The sequence below is a fragment of the Amycolatopsis sp. NPDC006125 genome, assembly GCF_040614195.1.
GTDB lineage: Bacteria > Actinomycetota > Actinomycetes > Mycobacteriales > Pseudonocardiaceae > Amycolatopsis_E > Amycolatopsis_E tucumanensis.
This window is the reverse complement of the sequence record NZ_JBEXTZ010000045.1, coordinates 1-17,134: the sequence shown is the minus strand read 5'-3', so window position 1 is coordinate 17,134 and position 17,134 is coordinate 1. Positions and strand designations below refer to the sequence as shown.

The following is a 17,134-nucleotide window of genomic DNA, read 5'->3' as shown; positions in this document are numbered from 1 at the left end:
TCGATCACCCCTGCAGGTTCAGCGCGTGCGTCGCGGTCGCGCCGCCGTCGGCGACGAACTCCCCGCCCGTGCAGTAGGAACTCTCGTCACTGGCCAGGAACACCGCGAGCTGCGCGATCTCCTCGGGCTTGCCGACGCGTCCCAGCGCGACCTTCTTGCCGACCCAGGCCATGTCGATCTCCGCCCCGCCCGCGGCGTCGGCGACCATCTGCGTGTCGATCATGCCGGGATGGACCGAATTGACCCGGATCCCCTTGCGCCCCAGCTCCAGCGCGGCCACCTTCGTCATCCCCCGGATCGCGAACTTGCTCGCGGTGTAGGCGACGAGGAACGGCATGCCGGCCAGACCCTCCACAGAGGACACGTTGATGATCGAGCCGCCACCGGCCCGCGTCATCGGTTCAACGACCGAGCGCATGCCGAGAAACGCCCCGATCTGGTTGATGCCGATGACGCGTTCGTAATCGGCCAGTGACGTGTGCGCCAGCTCCGAGAAGTGCAGGATTCCCGCGTTGTTCACCAGCACGGTGAGGCCGCCGAACTCGTCCTCGGCGCGCCGCACCGCGGCGGCCCAGTCGTCCTCGCGCGACACGTCGAGGTGCTGGTAGACGGCGCCGATCTCCTCGGCGAGCGCCTTGCCGTCGTCGTCGGCGACGTCGGCGACCATCACCTTCGCGCCCTCCGCGGTGAACCGCCGGGCCGCGGCCGCGCCCTGTCCCCTGGCCGCGCCGGTGATCAGCGCGGTCTTCCCGTCGAGGCGTCCCATCACATCATCTCGTCGGTCAGCGGCAGGTACACCGACTTGAGCTCGGTGTAGGCCTCGATGGAGGACTTGCCGCCCTCGCGGCCCAGCCCGGACTGCTTGAAGCCGCCGAAGGGCAGGTGCGGCTCGATCTGGAAGCCGTTGATGCCGATCGTGCCGGCCCGCAGCTTGCGCGACACGCGGAAGGCGCGCTGGACGTCGGCGGTGAACAGGCCCGCGCCGAGGCCGTACTCGGTGTCGTTGGCCAGGCGCACGGCCTCGTCCTCGTCGGTGAACGGGACGACCGCGAGCACCGGGCCGAAGATCTCCTCCTGCGCGATGGTGGCGTGGTTGTCGACGTCGGCGAAGATGGTCGGGCCGACGAAGTTGCCGTTCGCCAGATCGCCGCCGAGCCGCTCGCCGCCGGTGACCAGCCGGGCGCCCTCGGCCTTGCCCTTCTCGATGTACCCGAGCACCCGTTCCAGCTGCTTGGCGTTGATCAGCGGGCTCGCCATGACCCCCGGGTCGAACGGGTCGCCGTAGGTCATCGCCTGCGCCATGCCCTGCGCGGCGCCGAGGAACTCGTCGTAGACGTCGCGGTGCACCAGTGCCCGGGTGTTGGCGACGCACGCCTGGCCGGACAGGCCCATCGTGACCGCGCCGACGACGGTCGCGGCGGCCAGCGCGACGTTGGGCGCGTCGGCGAACACCAGCGCCGGACTCTTGCCGCCGAGTTCGAGCGAGACCCGCTTGAGCGTGCCCGCGGACGCCTCGACGATGTGCTTGCCCACCGCGCGGCTGCCGGTGAAGCTGACCTTGTCCACCCCGGGGTGGGTGATCAGCGCTTCGCCGACCGGGTCGCCGGGGCCGGTGACGACGTTGAGCGTGCCGGCCGGCAGCCCGGCTTCGACGAGCAGCTCGACCATGCGCAGCACGGTGAACGTGCAGTACTCCGAAGGTTTGAGCACGATGGTGCACCCGGCCGCGAGCGCCGGGGCGACCTTCTGCGCGAACAGCAGGAACGGCGCGTTCCACGGCAGGATCGCCGCGACCACGCCGATCGGCTCGCGGAAGGTCATCGCCAGGTGGTCGCCGCCCTGGTACGGCGTCAGGGTCTCGCCGCCGAGCTTGTCGACCCAGCCCGCGTGGTGGTCGAACACGTCCGCCGCGGCGCCGACCGAGGTCGCGTAGATCGTGCTGCTGAACGACAGCGGCACCGAGTTGTCCAGCGCCTGCAACGACCGCAGCTCCTCGGCGTGCTCGCGCAGGAGGTCCGCGTACCGGTGCAGAACCGCGACACGCGTGCTCGCGCGGGAGTTCGACCAGGTGCCCGACTCGAACGCCACGCGGGCCGAGGCGACCGCGGCGTCGACGTCGGCCTCGGTGGCGATGGCGAACTCGCCGATCTCCTCACCGGTCGCCGGGTGCAGGTGGGTCCAGGAGTCGCCGCCGGTGCCGGGGCCCCACTGGCCGTCGAGGTAGAGCTGACCGGTCTTGAGGCCGACGGATTCGCGGTGCGGCTGCACGGTGAGTGTCATGGGAGCTCCAGGATCTCGGTGGCGGCGAACATGGTGTCGGGGTCTCGGTCGTCGAAGTGGGCGCCCACGGTGGCCGCGAGCTCGCCGGCCGTCCACAGCGGACCGGCGGTGTCGAACCGCTGCTCGACGGCGGGTGGTTTCAGCAGCGCGACCATGCCGCCGTGCACGACGAACACCTGGCCGTTGATGCGTTCGGCCCGCTCCGAGGCGAGGAACGCGACGAACGGGGCGACGTGGTCCACCGACAGCGGATCGACGCCGCCGTCCGGCGCGTCGCCGAAGACCGCGGCGGTCATGGCGGTGCGCGCGCGGGGACAGATGGCGTTGGCCCGCACCCCGTACCGCGCGGCGCCCCGGGCAGCGGCGACGGTGAGGCCCACGATGCCGGCCTTGGCGGCCGCGTAGTTGGGCTGCCCGGCGGATCCGACGAGGAACGCCTCGGAGGCGGTGTTGATGATCCGCGCGAACACCGGCGCGCCGGTGGCCTTGGACTGGGCGCGCCAGTGCGCGGTCGCGTTGCGGGACAACAGGAAATGCCCGCGCAGGTGCACCCGGATCACGGTGTCCCACTCCTCGTCGGACATCGAGAACAGCATCCGGTCGCGCAGCACCCCGGCGTTGTTGACGACGACGTGCAGCCCGCCGAAGTGGTCGAGCGCGGCTTCGACGAGGGCGTCGGCGGTGGCGCGCTCCCCCACGTCCCCGGCGACGAGCAGCGCCCGGCCGCCCTCGGCTTCGATCTCCTCGACGACGGTCTTCGCGGCCTCCGTGACGTCGTTGAGGACGACCGAGGCACCCGAACGGGCCAGCGCCAGCGCCTCCGCCCGGCCCAGTCCCGCCCCGGCGCCGGTCACGATGGCCACCCGCGGTTCCCGCATACCTTCCACGACGGTCAGACTAGAATCTGTTCTCGCCCCGGACAACCCCCAGTTTCTGCCGTTTACTCCACGATGAACAGCGCATTCTTCGGACAAGCCGCGATCGCCTGCGAAACACGTTCTACTTCTGATTCGGGCACCGACGGGTGACTGATGCGCAACTCCTCGTCGTCGTCCAGCTCGAAGACGGCGGGCGCGAACCCGATGCACACCTCGTTCGCCTCGCACAGCGACCGGTCGACGGCGACCTCCATGGCTTTCCTCCTCGGCTGCGGAGCTGATAGAAATAGAACGTGTTCTAGACTAGCGCCACGGACCGGTCTGCTTCCAGCAACGACCGGGCGGGCCGGAGGTGACGCATGCGGATCAGCTACACGCCCGAGCAGGACCGGCTGCGCGACGAGCTGCGCGAATACTTCGCGAGGCTGATGACCCCGGAGCGGCGCGAGGCGCTGGCCGGGGACGGCGGCGAGTACGGGGATGGCAAGGCCTACAAGGAGATCGTGCGCGAGCTGGGCCGGGACGGCTGGCTCGCGATCGGGTGGCCGGAGGAGTGGGGCGGGCAGGCCAGGCCCATGCTCGACCAGCTCGTCTTCACCGACGAGGCGGCCGTGGCCGGGGTGCCGGTGCCGTTCCTGACGGTCAACACGATTGGGCCCACGATCATGCGGTTCGGCACGCCGGAGCAGAAGGCGTTCTACCTGCCCCGCATCGCCGGCGGCGAGCTGCACTTCTCGATCGGCTACTCGGAGCCGGAGGCGGGCACCGACCTGGCGTCGCTGCGCACCCGCGCGGTCCGGGACGGCGACTCCTACGTCGTCAACGGCCAGAAGATGTGGACGAGCCTGATCGAGTACGCGGACTACGTGTGGCTGGCCGCCCGCACCGATCCGGACGCGAAACGGCACAAGGGGCTGAGCATCCTGGTCGTGCCGACCGACGCGCCCGGCTTCTCCTGGACGAAGGTGCGCACCGTCGCCGGGCCGGGCACGAGCGCGACCTACTACGACGACGTGCGCGTGCCGGTGTCCGCCCGGATCGCCGACGAGAACGCGGGCTGGCCGCTCATCACCAACCAGCTCAACCACGAGCGCGTGGCGCTGACCTCGGCCGCGCCGATCATCTCCGCGCTGGACGAGGTGCGCAGGTGGGCGCAGGAGACCAAGCAGCCGGACGGCAGCCGGGTCATCGACGCCGAGTGGGTCCGGACGCACCTGGCCCGCGTGCACGCCCACGCCGAGTATCTCAAGCTGCGCAACTGGCGGATCGCCTGGGCCGCGGGTTCGGACGAGCTGGGCGCGGCGGAGGCCTCGGCGACGAAGGTGTTCGGCACCGAGCTGGCGATCGAGGCGTACCGGCTGCTGATGGAGGTCGTCGGGCCGGGCGCGGTGGTGCGTGCCGGCTCCCCCGGCGCCGTGCTGCGCGGACGGCTGGAACGCGCCCACCGCTCGGCGCTGATCCTGACCTTCGGCGGCGGCACGAACGAGATCCAGCGCGACCTGATCGCGGCGACCGCCCTGTCCCTGCCCGTGACCCGCTGAGGAGGAACCCGTGGACTTCGCGTTGAGTGCGGACGTCACCGAACTGGCCGCGCTCGCCGGCCGCATCCTGTCCGAGCGCGCTTCGGCGAGCCCGCACGGCGAGGGCGGATTCGACCGCGCGGTGTGGCAGGAGCTGGCGCGGGCCGGGGTGATCGACGCGGCGCTGCCCACCGCGGTCGGGGGCGGCGGCCTCGGGCTGCTCGGGCAGTGCGCGGTGCTGACCGAGGTCGGCCGCGCCGTCGCCGAGGTGCCGTACCTGCCGACCGTGGTGGCCGCGTCCGCGATCGCCGGGTCCGGAGACGGGCGGCTGATCGAGCAGTGGGTCGTGCCGGCGGTGCGTGGTCAGGCGGTGCTGGCGCTGGCGCTGCCGGACGCGGGCGCGCCGTGCGGTTTCACGGCGGAACCGGACGGCGGCGGTTGGCGGGTCTCGGGCGCGCAGACGGCGGTGCCGTTCGCCGCGTTCGCCGACGCGCTGGTCGTGCCCGCGCACACGCCCGAGGGGACCGCGGTGTTCGTGGCCGCCGCGGACGGGGTGCGGCCGCAGAGCGTGGTGGACCACGCCGACGCCGGGCTGGTCGAGCTGAACGGGGTCCCGGCTTCGCGGTTGCCGGAGGTGTCCGTGGTCGAGCACGCCACGGTCGGGTTGTGCGCGCAGCAGCTCGGTGTGCTGGAGAGCGCGTTGCGCCGCACGGCGGAGTACGCGCGGCAGCGTGAGCAGTTCGGGCACGCGATCGGCGCCTTCCAGGCGGTGCGGCAGCGGCTCGCGGACGCCTACATCGACGTCGAAGCCGTGCGGCTGACGCTGTGGCAAGCCGCGTGGCGCCTGTCGGAGGGGCTGCCCGCGGGGCCCGAGGTCGCGACGGCGAAGTACTGGGCCGCCGAGGCAGGGCACCGCGTCGCGCACACCGCCGTCCACATCCACGGCGGGGTCGGCATCGACACCGACCACGAGTTGCACCGGTACTTCGTGGCGGCCAAGCGGCTGGAGTTCGCCCTCGGCGGGGCGACCGCGCAGCTGCGGGTGCTGGGCGACCTGCTCGCGACGTCATGACGGTCACCGAGATGCTGCTGGCGCGTGCCGCGGACGACGGCCCCGGCCTGCGGTTCGAGGACTCGGCGTGGACCTGGCGGGAGCACGTGCAGCAGTGCGCCGACCACGCGGCGGTGCTGCGTTCGTTGCTGACCGGGCCGGTGAAGCACGTGGGTGTGCTGGCGGACAACGTGCCGTCGTTCTCGTTCCTGCTCGGCGGGTGCGCGTTCGCGGGGTCGGTGCTGGTCGGGCTGAACCCGACGCGCCGGGGCGCGGCGCTGGAGCGGGACATCCGGCTCGCCGACTGCCAGCTGGTGCTGACCGAGGGGCGGCACGCGGCGTTGCTGGGCGGCGTGGACGTGCCGGTGCTGGACCTGGACGGGCCGGAGTGGGCCGCGTTGCTGGATTCCTGCGCGGGCTCGCCGCTGTCCCCGGTGCCCGCGACGCCCGCGGACCTGCTGATGCTCATCTTCACCTCCGGCACCAGCGGCGACCCGAAGGCGGTGCGGTGCACGCACGAGAAGATCGCCTTCCCCGGGCAGATGCTGGCCTCCCGCTTCGGACTGTCCGGTTCGGACTGCGTGTACCTGTCGATGCCGATGTTCCACTCCAACGCGATCATGGCCGGGTGGTCGGTCGGGCTCGCCGCGGGCGCGGCGCTGGCGATGCGGCGGCGGTTCTCGGCGTCCGGTTTCCTGCCCGACGTGCGGCGGTTCGGCGCCACCTACGCGAACTACGTGGGCAAGCCGCTGTCCTACGTGCTGGCGACGCCCGAGTCGCCGGACGACGCGGACAACCCGCTGCGGATCGTGTACGGCAACGAGGGCGCGGAGGCGGACCTGGCCGAGTTCGGCCGCCGGTTCGGCTGCCACGTGGTGGACGCGTTCGGCTCGACCGAGGGCGGGATCGGGTTCGCGCGGACGCCGGACACGCCACCGGGGTCGCTGGGGCCGTTGCCGGAGGGGGTCGCGGTGCTGGACCCGGAGACCGGCGCGGTGTGCCCGCCCGGCGTGGTCGGGGAGCTGGTGAACACCGCCGGTGCGGGGGCGTTCGCGGGCTACTACAAGAACCCCGAGGCGGACGCCGAGCGGCTCCGGGACGGCCGGTACCACACCGGCGACCTGGCGTACGTGGACGAGAACGGGTTCTGCTTCTTCGCCGGGCGGCTCGGGGACTGGCTGCGGGTCGACGGCGAGAACCTCGGCACCGCACCCATCGAACGGGTCCTGCTGCGGCACCCGGCGATCGCCGAGGCGGCGGTGTACGCGGTGCCGGATCCGGCGGTGGGCGACCAGGTGATGGCCGCGCTGGTGCTGTCGGGACCGCTGTCGCCCGAGGAGTTCGGGGAGTTCCTGGCCGCGCAACCGGACCTCGGGCCGAAGCAGCTGCCACGGTTCGTGCGCCTTGTCAACGAACTCCCGCGGACATCCACGTACAAGATCGTGAAACGGCGGCTGGCGGCGGAGGGGACGCGGTGTTCCGATCCGGTGTGGTCGCGTGGCGGCAAGGAAAGCGTCTACTCGCCGACACCTGCGGTGCCTACGGTGGGCTGATGCGCAGGTTCGCCGCGGTCGTGGCCGTCCTTCTGACCGTCTTCGTCACCCCGGTCGCGAACGCCGCCCCGGTCAAGCTGACCGCGAGCGACTTCCGACTGAAGGAAAGCGCTTCCAACTCCGTGATCAGCGCGCTGGACGGGGTGCTGCCGACAGTGTCGTTCTCCGCGGTGCTGGACAGCGCCAACCGCAGCGCGTCGTCGTGCGACCCGGGCGCCACGGGCCAGGTGGCGGCGTTCTGCTGGAACTCCGGCGACAACGACACGACCGACTGGTACCCGCAGGGCGTCACCACGACGGCCGACGCGTACGGGGACGGGTTGTACGAGGGCCGCACGGCGGTGCTGGCGAGCTGGTACTACGCCGGTTCCGGGGCGAACAAGGGCGTGCGGGTCTCGTTCGTGGACTACTCGACTCTGAAGTACCGGCACGTGCTGCTGGTCGAGCCGTACACGAATTCGGCCGGGCAGCCGGACTTCCGGGCGGTGACCGTGCACGCGGGCGGGATCTTCCTGTACGGGTACTACCTCTACGTGGCCGACACGTCGGGCGGGTTCCGGGCCTTCGACCTGCGGCACATCTGGCAGGTGCGGACCGGCGACAGCGCGGCGATCGGACGGCAGGCGGACGGCACGTACGAGGCGCACGACTACGCGTACGTGCTGCCGCAGGCGCTGCGCTTCGTCGACTCGGCGGCCAGTGGGGTGACCGAGCTGCGGTTCTCGGCGGCGTCGCTGGACCGGACGAGCACGCCGGACAGCGTGGTGGTGCCGGAGTACAACGCGGACGGCACGGGCACGCGGGTGGTGCGCTTCCCGATCGACTACACGGACCGCAAGTTCGCCGAGTCCGCCGACGGCTACACGCACGCCACGGAGGCCTACCGGGTGGGCATCAGGAGCATGCAAGGCGCGACAGCGATCGACGGGACGTTCTACGTGTCCGCCAGCGCGGGTTCGGGCAGCCGGGGCTCGCTGTGGACGTTCACGGCGTCGTCCGGGCCCACGCAGAAGGCGGGCGTCTTCCCGGCCGGCAACGAGGACCTGAGCTACCGCGGGCCGGCCGACCAGCTGTGGACACTGACGGAGTACCCCGGAAGCCGGTCGGTGTTGGCGGTGCGGCCGTAGCGCCGACACCGCGAGCCGTGGTGTGGTGGCGCGGCCGTGGATCTGCCCGTGAGCCGTGGTGGCTGCGCGGCCGTAGCGCTGACTCCGTGAGCCCTGGCGTGGTGGCGGCGCGGCCGTAGAGCTGCCCGTGAGCCATGGAGGCTGCGGGGCCGTAGCGCTCTCCGCTGGTGGCGGCGCGGCCGTAGAGTGGCCGGCATGGGCAAGGTGTACGCGCTGAACCTGTTCGACGTCGCCGATCGCGCGGAGTACCTGGCGTACTCGCGCCGGTCCGCGGAGGAGGTCGCCACCCACGGCGGCCGGGTCGTGGCACTGGGCAAGTTCCGGGAGGCCGCGACCGGGGACATCGCCCCGCGCCAGGTGATGATCCTGGTCGAGTGGGACTCCCCGGAGGCATTCGAGAGCTACCGCGACGACCCGGCCCTGGCCGACCTCCACCCCCACCGGGAAAACGGGACGTCCTCCTACGTCTGGCACCTGTTCGACCGCCTGGACGACCTGCGCCCGATCCTCAAGGCCGCGGAGTAGCCACGCCACTCCGGGCGCCCAGTCACGGAAGCGGCGCAATGCCCGCCCCCAACCCCTACTCCGGCCAAGGCCCTCCCGGCCAACGCGCTCGGCCCGGCACCGCCCGCAGCAGCACACCCATCCGGGCGCGATCTCCCAACCCAGCGCAGCCCTCCGCCGCGCCCCTCGGCCGCGCCTCAGGGCAATGCACCGGCACCAGCCACCACCCCTGCCACCGGCCCACGGACGCCCGCCCCTACCGGCTCCGGCCACCACCGCAGCAGGTCAGAACGTCGCGTTGATCGGGCGCAGCCTTCGTGGCCCGGTGTCCGGCCGGGCGGGCGGCGGGCCGAGCACGATGCGCGCGTTGGCGACGAAAGCACCTTCCGGCGAGGCCATCACCGGGTCCAGCGTCAGCGCCCGCACCTCCGGGTGGTCCTCCGCCAGCGCCGCCACCCTCAGCACCATGTCCTGCAGCGCCGCGAGGTCCGCGGGTTCGTCGCCGCGGTAGCCGGTCAGCAGCGGGGCGCTCTTCGGCTCGCGGATGAGCGTGGCGGCGTCCACGTCGGTCAGCGGCACCGCCCGGTACGCCCGGTCCCCCAGCAGCGTGCTCACCAGCCCGGACAACCCGAACGACACCAGGCTGCCGAACGACGGGTCGTCCTGCAGCCCGATCAGGCACGAGATGCCCTTCGGCGCCATCTTCTGCACGTAGACGTCCCGCTCGCCGGACACCTCGCTCAGGTCCTCGTACCCGCGCCGCACCGCGTCGGGCGACGCCAGGTCCAGCCGCACGCCCGCGAGGTCCGGCCGTCCGCGCAGGCGTTCGTCCACTGCCTTCACCGTCACCGGGTAGCCGAGCTCCTCCGCGGCTTGGACCGCGGCCTCGGCGCTCGACACCATCCGGAACGGCACCACGTCGATGCCGTAGCACCCGAGCAGCCGCACGATGTCGGCGTCCTCGAGCACCACGTTCTTGTCGCCGCCTGCCAGGATCTCCCGCACGACCTGCTCGGCCTGCTCGACGTGCAGGCCGTCGGGGCGGATCAGCGTGCCCTGCGGCCGCTGCCGCCACGCCGCGTACCGCACGACCTTCGCCAGCGCGTTCACCGCGCGCTCCGGGCTGGGGTACGACGGGATCGACCCGCGTCCCGGGGCGCCGTCCGGTCCGGGCACGGCCAGCTCGTCCGGCACGCCCTCGGCGGCGAGGAACGTCGACACGATCGGTTTGCCCTGGTCAAGCTCCTGCGCCGCCTCGCGCAGCGCCCGCGCGTACGTGCTGCCCGGGATCGACAGCGGCGGCACGAACACCGCGACCAGAGCGTCGGTCTCCGGGTTGTTCAGCGCCTCCCGCACTGCCGCGGCGAAGTCGTCCGGACCGGCCTGCGGCCCGACGTCCACGGGGTCGAACGCCAGGCGCAGCCCCTGCGCGCGAGCCGTGTCGGCGGCGAGCAGGCCGATCGCGCTGGAGTTGCCGACGATCCCGATCCGTGGACCGGCGGGCAGCGGCTGGTGGGCGAACACGAGCGCGGTGTCGAACAGCTGCGCCAGCGTCTCCACCCGCACCACACCGGCCTGCTCGAACAGGGCCTGCACGCTCGACTCGTCGACCTCGGCGGACGTCGCGGCCAGCTGCGGGCGAACGGCGTGCCGCCCGGACTTCACCGCGACGATCGGCTTGCTGCGCCCGAGCCGCCGCGCGAGGCGGGCGAACTTGCGCGGGTTGCCGAACGATTCGAGGTAGAGCAGGACGAGGTCGGTGCTGGTGTCGGTCTCCCAGTACTGCAGCAGGTCGTTGCCGGAGACGTCGGCGCGGTTGCCCGCGGACACGAACGTCGACAGGCCGAGGCCGCGTGCTTCGGCGTCGGCGAGGATCGCGGTGCCCAGGGCGCCGGACTGGCAGAAGAAACCGGCGCGGCCACGCTTGGGCAGGCGCGGGGCGAGGGTGGCGTTGAGCCGGACCGCCGGATCGGTGTTGAGCACACCGAGGGCGTTGGGGCCGACCACGCGCATGCCGTGCGCGCGTGCTTCGCCGACGAGGCGCAGCTCGGCGTGCAGCCCGTGCGGGCCGGCTTCGCCGAAACCGGCGGTGACGATCAGCAAGGTCTTGACGCCCTTGGCGAGCGCACCGTCCAACACGGACTCGACCTGGTCCGCGGGCACCGCGACGACGGCGAGGTCCACCGGATCCGGGATGTCCACAACGGACGGATACGCACGCACGCCGCGCACCGAGCGGTGCTCCGGGTTGACCGGGTAGACGGTGCCCGCGAAGTCCGCGGCGAGCAGGTTGGACAGGACCGAGTAGCCGACCTTCGTGGGGTCGGCCGAGGCGCCGATGACCGCGACCGACCGCGGGTGGAGGAGGTTGTAGACGCTGCGCGCCTCGGCGGCCTGTTCGCGTGCGCGGGCGACGGCGAGGGACTCCTCGGTCGGGTCGATGTCGAACTCCAGGTGCAGCACGCCCTCCTCGATGGCGCGGCTCACCTGGTAGCCGGCGTCGCGGAAGACGCGCACCATGGCCGCGTTCTCGGCGAGGACCTCGGCGACGAACCGGCGCAGGCCGCTCTCGGACGCGGCGGCGGCCAGGTGCTCCAGCAGGATCGACCCGACGCCGCGCCCCTGGTGCGCGTCGTCCACGACGAACGCCACCTCGGCGGACGGCCCGTCGCCGAGCCGCTCGTACCGCCCCACGGCGATGATGTCGTCCCCGAGCAGGGCGACGAACGCCACGCGGTCGTGGTGGTCGACGACGGAGAACCGTTCGAGGTCCCGCTGCGGGATGCGCGGGTAGGCGCCGAAGTAGCGGAGGTACCGGGTGCGCTCGGAAAGCTTGCCGTGAAAGGCGACGAGGGCGTCGGCGTCACTCGGGACGATGGGTCGCAAGTGGACGGTGCCACCGTCGCTGAGCAGAACGTCGGCCTCCCAGTGGCGGGGGTAGTCGAAGGGATCGCGGGGCCCGTGCTTCTCCCGGTTCGCCCCGTCACCCGCGCCGTCCGCCTGCCCGGGACCGGCGCCGCTGCTGGCCGGCTCCTGGCCCGCATCGCTGGACTCGCCGGCAGCACCGCGCTCGCCGGCACTGCCGCGCTCGCCGGCGCCGCTTCGCTCACCAGCACCACCGCGGCCAGTACCGCCGCTTTCGCCGGCGCCGCCCACCTGCGCAGGCCCCGCGCCCCCACGCTCACCAGCACCGCCCACCTGCGCCTGCCCCGCGCCCCCACGCTCACCGGCACCGGTCAGCGGCTCCTGCTGCCCGCTGCCGCCCGCACTGCCCTGATCACTGCCCACGCCAGCGCCACCCACCTGCTCCTGATCGACACCGCCCAGCCCCGAGCCGCCACCGTCGGCCTGCTCACCGCCGGGAGCCTCGCCACCGGCCGCTCGCTCACCACCGGCGGCCTCGCCACGACCGACACTGCCCACGCCGCCGCCCGACCCCGAGCCGCCACGAGCGGCATGCTCACCGCCCGCGCCGGCACCCCGATCCTGGCCGGCAGCGGCCTGTCCGCCGCCACCCGCCGCCGCGCCGAGGCCGCCCTCCGGGCTCTCCGCTCCCGGCGCGCCACCCCCCTGAACGGGCCTGCCGGCCGGTGCGGCTCCGCGGGGCTCGTCCTCGTGCGGTCCGCCGGGCTTGTCGGTCCTGCTCATCTCACGTCGATTCCTCGGATCGGTCGGGTCAGTCCCTCGGGTCGTCCGGGTCCAGGCCGTGCAGCGGGAACAACGCGCGGCGCGTGTCCCGGATCGCGACGTCGACCGGATCGTCCGCCCCGTCCCCCCAGGAGCGGAACGTGGTGTCCCGGCCGTCGGTCATCTCCGGGGGCAGTTCGGCGCTCGGCGCGGCCCGCAGGACCGTGTTGACCCAGTTCGGCGGCAGCGGCGTCTCGGGCTTCACGTCGCGGTCGAGGACCGTCGCCATGAGGTGCGTCCACGAGCGCGGCACGACCCGGATCAGCTGGTACCCGCCGCCGCCGACGGCCAGCCACCGGCCCTCGGCGTGACGCTCAGCGAGGTCACGGAGAGTAGCGTAGATGGTCCGGTGGCCGTCGACGGAGAGCGCGAGGTCCGCGAGCGGGTCCTCCTCGTGGGAGTCGACACCACACTGGGTGACCAGGATCTGCGGCCGGAACACCTCCAGCAGGGACGGCACGACCGCGTGGAAGGCACGCAGCCAGCCGGCGTCGCGGGTGCCCGGCGGCAGCGGCACGTTCACCGACGTGCCCTCGGCCTCCCCGGACCCGGTCTCGGCGCTGTACCCGGTGCCCGGCCACAGCGTGAACGGGTGCTGGTGCAGCGAGACCGTGAGCACACGGGGGTCGCCGTAGAAGGCGGCCTGCACGCCGTCGCCGTGGTGGACGTCGGTGTCCACGTAGGCGATGCGGTCGAAACCGTGGTCGAGCAGCCAGGAGATGGCCACCGCGCAGTCGTTGTAGACGCAGAACCCGGCGGCGTGGTCGCGCATCGCGTGGTGGAGGCCACCTGCGATGTTCACCGCGCGCCGCGCCTCGCCGTCGGCGATCTTGCGCGCCCCGAGCAGGGTCGAGCCGACCACCAGCGCGGAGGCGTCGTGCATGTCGCTGAACACTGGGTTGTCGGCGGTGCCGAGGCCGTGGCCGACGTCCCAGCCCGCGGTCGGCGCGAGCTTGACCGCCGCCAGGTACTCCTCAGCGTGGATGCGGTACAACTCGGTATCGGTGGCGGGCTCGGGCACGAGCAGTTCCACGCCGTCGAGGACCCCCAGCTCAGTGGCGAGCCGCACGGTGAGGTCGAGCCGGACCGGGTTGAACGGGTGCTCACCGCCGAGGTCGTAACCGAGGAGGGCGGGATCCCAGACGACGGCGGGCTGCATGACGTCCGATGGTAGCCGTGAGGAGCGGGATTATCCTCCCGGTCACCTGGGGTGACCGTCGCCCGGAACGACTACCATGGATTGTCGCGGACGAAGGGGACATCGTGAACGATCTCATCGACACCACAGAGATGTACTTGAAGACCATCTTCGAGCTCGAAGAGGAAGGTGTCGTACCGCTGCGCGCCCGCATCGCCGAGCGGCTGCAGCAGAGCGGTCCGACAGTCAGCCAGACGGTGGCCCGCATGGAACGCGACGGGCTGGTGCGCGTCGCCGACGACCGCCACCTGCAGCTCACCGACCACGGCCGGGAACTCGCCATCGCCGTCATGCGCAAGCACCGCCTCGCGGAGCGGCTGCTGCTCGACGTGATCGGGCTGGAGTGGGAGCACGTGCACACCGAGGCCTGCCACTGGGAGCACGTCATGAGCGAGGCGGTGGAGCGCAAGCTGGTCCGGCTGCTCGACCACCCGACCACCTCGCCCTACGGCAACCCGATCCCTGGTCTGGACAAGCTCGGCGAGGGCGGGCTGCCCGCGCCGCCCGCCGAGGCCGACCTGGTGCGCCTGGACGACTTCGCGCGCTCCGGCGGCGGCAAGGCGGAGATCCGGCGCCTCGCCGAGCACATCCAGCTCGACGAAAAACTGATGGTCGACCTGAAGAAGGCGGGAGTCGCCCCCGGCAGCGTCGTTTCGGTGCGCCGCGCGGACGGCGGCGGCACCGCGGAGCTGACCGGCGAGCTCGGCGCGGTGCAGGTGCCCATGTCGGTGCTGCACGCGGTTCTGGCGCAGGCCAAGTGAGCTCCGCGAGCGAGGCCGCGGAGGCGTTCCGGTCCGTGCACGGGCGGTTCCCGGCCGGGGTGTGGTCCGCGCCGGGCCGGGTCAACCTGATCGGCGAGCACACCGACTACAACGACGGTTTCGTGCTGCCGTTCGCCCTGCCGCACCGGCTGGCCGCCGCCGCGTCCCCGCGCGCCGACCAGGTTCTCACCGTGTCCACGCTCGGCTCCGACGGGCGCATCCAGCAAGCCGAGCCCGTCGCGATCCCCGATCTGCGTCCCGGTGGTGTCGATGGCTGGGCCGCGTACCCGGCCGGGGTGGCGTGGGTGCTGCGCGACCACGGCGTCGAGCGCGGCGCCGACGTCGTGCTGGCCGGTGACGTCCCCACCGGCGCCGGGCTGTCCTCCTCCGCCGCGCTGGAGTGCGCGGTGGCGCTGGCCCTGCTCGGGCTGGCCGGTGAAGACGACCCGGGCCTGGAGCGGCGCGCCGAGATCGCCCGCTGGGCTCAGCGCGCCGAGAACGACTTCGTCGGCGCCCCGACCGGCGTGCTCGACCAGACCGCGTCGCTGTGCTGCGTGGACGGTCACGTGCTGTTCCTCGACGTCCGCTCCGGCGAGATGGAACAGGTGCCGTTCGACGCCGCGGCCGCGGGCCTGCGCATCCTGGCCATCGACACACGCGTCAAGCACGCCCACAGCGAGGGCGGTTACGGCGAGCGCCGCAAGGGCACCGAACGCGCGGCCGACCTGCTCGGCGTCAAGGCGCTGCGGGACGTGGGCCCCGGCGACCTGGACGGCGCGCTCGCGCAGCTGCCCGCCGAGCTCGGCCCGCTCGTCCGCCACGTCGTGACGGAGAACCAGCGCGTGCTCGACGTCATCGCGCTGCTCCGGGACGGCCGGATCGGCGGCATCGGCCCGCTGCTGACCGCTTCCCACGCCAGCATGCGTGACGACTACCGGATCTCCTGCCCGGAACTGGACCTCGCCGTGGAGGTCGCCGAAGCCAACGGCGCCCTGGGCGCGCGGATGACCGGCGGCGGGTTCGGCGGCACCGCGATCGCCCTCGTGCCCGAGTCCGCTGTGGACACCGTGGAGGCAGCGGTCACGGAGGCCTTCGACCGCGCGGGCTACCGCGCGCCGCGTGCCTTCGTGGCGGTCCCGTCCCCCGGCGCGGGACGCGACGAGCTGTGATTCGGCGGGGCCGGACCTGTGCGTGGCTCACAGGTTGCTTGTCCACACTGGCGACACCTCCTTTTCGTTCTCGAGAAAGGCTTTCGACGAGACCATGGCTTCCGACTCCTCGCGCCTCAAGCTGATCGTCACGGGCGGTGCCGGTTACGTCGGCAGCGTCTGCACGGCCCGTCTGCTGGAGGCCGGGCACGAGGTCGTCGTCGTGGACGACCTGTCCACCGGCCACGCGGACGCCGTCCCCGACGGCGCGCGCTTCGTCGAGGGCGACGCCGCCGATGCGACGGCGTCCCTGCTCGGCGAGGGCTTCGACGGCGTGCTGCACTTCGCGGCGAAGTCCCTCGTCGGCGAGTCGATGCAGGACCCGGCCAAGTACTGGCACGGGAACGTGATCACCTCCATTCGCCTGCTGGACGCGATGCGGGCGCACGGCACGCCCCGCCTGGTCTTCTCCTCCACGGCGGCCACCTACGGTGAGCCGGAGCGCAGCCCGATCCCGGAGACCGCGCCCACGATGCCGACCAACACCTACGGCGCGTCGAAGCTGGCCATCGACCACGCGATCACCAGCTACGCGCGGGCGCACGGGCTGGCTGCCGTGAGCCTGCGGTACTTCAACGTCGCCGGTGCGTACGGCCGCTACGGGGAGCGGCACACCACCGAGACGCACCTGATCCCGCTGGTGCTGCAGGTGGCCACCGGGGACCGCCCGCACATCGGCATCTTCGGCGAGGACTACCCCACCGACGACGGCACGGCCGTTCGCGACTACATCCACGTGGCCGACCTCGCCGACGCCCACCTGCTCGCGCTGACGCACGCGCGGGCCGGTGAACACCGGATCTACAACCTGGGCAACGGCACCGGGTTTTCCGTGCGCCAGGTCATCGAGGCGTGCCGCGCCGTGACCGGGCACCCGATCCCGGCCGAGGTGGCGCCGCGCCGCGCCGGCGACCCCGCGATCCTGGTGGCGGCCAGCGACCGGGCCCGCGAGGAGCTCGGCTGGAAGCCCGAGCGCGCCGACCTGGAAGGCATCGTCCGCGACGCCTGGCGCTTCACGCAGGAGCGCAAGGCACTCGGGGGCTGATCCCCTCCGGGGCTGATCCCCTCGGGGGCTGGTCCTCTCGGCGGGTGGGCCGGCGCCGGTCGAGGCTTGGCCGGCGCGGCCGGTGCCGATCGGGGCTTGGCCGGTGCCGATCGGGGCTTGATCGGTGCGGCCCGCGCCGATCGCAGCTTGGTCAGTGCGGCCGGTGCGGCCGGTGCCGATCGAGGCTTGGCCGGTGCCGGTCGGGGCTTGGTCTGCGCGGCTGGCCCCGAACAGGGCTTAGTCGGTGCGGCCCGCGCCGATCGCGGTGAGGTCGAGTGGCAGCAGTGCCCAGCGCTCTTGCTCGACTACTTCGGGCCGTCGT

At 72.6% G+C, this 17,134-nt stretch carries 14 protein-coding genes; 8 read left to right on the top strand and 6 right to left on the bottom strand.

Annotated features, from left to right (window positions below):
* Nucleotides 1-4: 4 nt before the first annotated feature.
* The 4 genes from ABZ193_RS22865 to ABZ193_RS22850 all read right to left on the bottom strand — a co-directional run bounded on the left by ABZ193_RS22865 (nucleotide 5) and on the right by ABZ193_RS22850 (nucleotide 3,412).
* Complete coding sequence (locus tag ABZ193_RS22865) at nucleotides 5-766, bottom strand: glucose 1-dehydrogenase (RefSeq protein ID WP_354711378.1); 762 nt, start codon at nucleotides 764-766, stop codon at nucleotides 5-7.
* The gene (locus ABZ193_RS22860; protein WP_020421062.1) at nucleotides 766-2,280 is read right to left on the bottom strand and encodes an aldehyde dehydrogenase family protein; all 1,515 of its coding nucleotides are present in this window, start codon (nucleotides 2,278-2,280) and stop codon (nucleotides 766-768) included. The genes ABZ193_RS22865 and ABZ193_RS22860 overlap by 1 nt, the downstream gene beginning before the upstream one ends.
* Nucleotides 2,277-3,158 (bottom strand): 3-oxoacyl-ACP reductase, encoded by an 882-nt coding sequence (locus tag ABZ193_RS22855; RefSeq protein WP_354711411.1) that lies wholly within the window; start codon nucleotides 3,156-3,158, stop codon nucleotides 2,277-2,279. The genes ABZ193_RS22860 and ABZ193_RS22855 overlap by 4 nt, the downstream gene beginning before the upstream one ends.
* Nucleotides 3,159-3,220: 62 nt before the next feature.
* Nucleotides 3,221-3,412, bottom strand: coding sequence for a ferredoxin (locus ABZ193_RS22850; RefSeq protein WP_020421064.1), 192 nt, complete (start codon nucleotides 3,410-3,412; stop codon nucleotides 3,221-3,223).
* A gap of 105 nt (nucleotides 3,413-3,517) precedes the next feature.
* On the opposite strand from ABZ193_RS22850, the gene ABZ193_RS22845 reads away from it, so the two are divergent.
* The 5 genes from ABZ193_RS22845 (at nucleotide 3,518) to ABZ193_RS22825 (ending at nucleotide 8,934) form a co-directional block, all read left to right on the top strand.
* Complete coding sequence (locus ABZ193_RS22845) at nucleotides 3,518-4,699, top strand: acyl-CoA dehydrogenase family protein (protein ID WP_354711376.1); 1,182 nt, start codon at nucleotides 3,518-3,520, stop codon at nucleotides 4,697-4,699.
* A gap of 10 nt (nucleotides 4,700-4,709) precedes the next feature.
* The gene (locus ABZ193_RS22840) at nucleotides 4,710-5,750 is read left to right on the top strand and encodes an acyl-CoA dehydrogenase (protein WP_354711374.1); all 1,041 of its coding nucleotides are present in this window, start codon (nucleotides 4,710-4,712) and stop codon (nucleotides 5,748-5,750) included.
* Nucleotides 5,747-7,282: a long-chain-fatty-acid--CoA ligase gene (locus ABZ193_RS22835; RefSeq protein ID WP_354711373.1), complete on the top strand. Its 1,536-nt coding sequence runs from the start codon at nucleotides 5,747-5,749 to the stop codon at nucleotides 7,280-7,282. Before ABZ193_RS22840 ends, ABZ193_RS22835 begins: the two co-directional genes overlap by 4 nt.
* Complete coding sequence (locus tag ABZ193_RS22830) at nucleotides 7,282-8,409, top strand: hypothetical protein (RefSeq protein WP_354711372.1); 1,128 nt, start codon at nucleotides 7,282-7,284, stop codon at nucleotides 8,407-8,409. Before ABZ193_RS22835 ends, ABZ193_RS22830 begins: the two co-directional genes overlap by 1 nt.
* A gap of 195 nt (nucleotides 8,410-8,604) precedes the next feature.
* Nucleotides 8,605-8,934 (top strand): DUF1330 domain-containing protein, encoded by a 330-nt coding sequence (locus ABZ193_RS22825; RefSeq protein WP_354711371.1) that lies wholly within the window; start codon nucleotides 8,605-8,607, stop codon nucleotides 8,932-8,934.
* A gap of 264 nt (nucleotides 8,935-9,198) precedes the next feature.
* On the opposite strand, the gene ABZ193_RS22820 is transcribed toward ABZ193_RS22825, so the two are convergent.
* Both ABZ193_RS22820 and ABZ193_RS22815 read right to left on the bottom strand, forming a co-directional pair.
* The gene (locus tag ABZ193_RS22820) at nucleotides 9,199-11,826 is read right to left on the bottom strand and encodes a bifunctional GNAT family N-acetyltransferase/acetate--CoA ligase family protein (RefSeq protein ID WP_237337290.1); all 2,628 of its coding nucleotides are present in this window, start codon (nucleotides 11,824-11,826) and stop codon (nucleotides 9,199-9,201) included.
* Nucleotides 11,827-12,589: 763 nt separating this feature from the next.
* Nucleotides 12,590-13,759, bottom strand: a complete 1,170-nt coding sequence (locus ABZ193_RS22815) for an acetoin utilization protein AcuC (protein WP_020421071.1) — start codon at nucleotides 13,757-13,759, stop codon at nucleotides 12,590-12,592.
* 104 nt (nucleotides 13,760-13,863) lie between these two features.
* Between ABZ193_RS22815 and ABZ193_RS22810 the strand changes: the two genes are divergently transcribed.
* The 3 genes from ABZ193_RS22810 to galE all read left to right on the top strand — a co-directional run bounded on the left by ABZ193_RS22810 (nucleotide 13,864) and on the right by galE (nucleotide 16,812).
* Entirely contained in the window at nucleotides 13,864-14,559 is a 696-nt protein-coding gene (locus tag ABZ193_RS22810; protein WP_020421072.1) for a metal-dependent transcriptional regulator, read from the top strand.
* Nucleotides 14,556-15,728: a galactokinase gene (galK, locus tag ABZ193_RS22805; RefSeq protein WP_354711370.1), complete on the top strand. Its 1,173-nt coding sequence runs from the start codon at nucleotides 14,556-14,558 to the stop codon at nucleotides 15,726-15,728. Before ABZ193_RS22810 ends, galK begins: the two co-directional genes overlap by 4 nt.
* A 94-nt stretch (nucleotides 15,729-15,822) precedes the next feature.
* Nucleotides 15,823-16,812 carry a UDP-glucose 4-epimerase GalE gene (galE, locus tag ABZ193_RS22800; RefSeq protein ID WP_020421074.1) on the top strand — a complete coding sequence of 330 codons (990 nt, stop codon included), beginning with the start codon at nucleotides 15,823-15,825 and terminating at the stop codon, nucleotides 16,810-16,812.
* The last annotated feature ends 322 nt before the right edge of the window (nucleotides 16,813-17,134 follow it).

Bases quoted from the DNA above. Each gene is read 5' to 3' on its own strand.
- ABZ193_RS22825 (WP_354711371.1), top strand. From the start codon at position 8,605: ATGGGCAAGGTGTACGCGCTGAACCTGTTCGACGTCGCCGATCGCGCG.
- ABZ193_RS22860 (WP_020421062.1), bottom strand. From the start codon at position 2,280: ATGACACTCACCGTGCAGCCGCACCGCGAATCCGTCGGCCTCAAGACC.
- ABZ193_RS22815 (WP_020421071.1), bottom strand. From the start codon at position 13,759: ATGCAGCCCGCCGTCGTCTGGGATCCCGCCCTCCTCGGTTACGACCTC.
- ABZ193_RS22855 (WP_354711411.1), bottom strand. From the start codon at position 3,158: ATGCGGGAACCGCGGGTGGCCATCGTGACCGGCGCCGGGGCGGGACTG.
- galE (WP_020421074.1), top strand. From the start codon at position 15,823: ATGGCTTCCGACTCCTCGCGCCTCAAGCTGATCGTCACGGGCGGTGCC.
- ABZ193_RS22845 (WP_354711376.1), top strand. From the start codon at position 3,518: ATGCGGATCAGCTACACGCCCGAGCAGGACCGGCTGCGCGACGAGCTG.
- ABZ193_RS22830 (WP_354711372.1), top strand. From the start codon at position 7,282: ATGCGCAGGTTCGCCGCGGTCGTGGCCGTCCTTCTGACCGTCTTCGTC.
- ABZ193_RS22850 (WP_020421064.1), bottom strand. From the start codon at position 3,412: ATGGAGGTCGCCGTCGACCGGTCGCTGTGCGAGGCGAACGAGGTGTGC.
- ABZ193_RS22835 (WP_354711373.1), top strand. From the start codon at position 5,747: ATGACGGTCACCGAGATGCTGCTGGCGCGTGCCGCGGACGACGGCCCC.
- ABZ193_RS22865 (WP_354711378.1), bottom strand. From the start codon at position 766: ATGGGACGCCTCGACGGGAAGACCGCGCTGATCACCGGCGCGGCCAGG.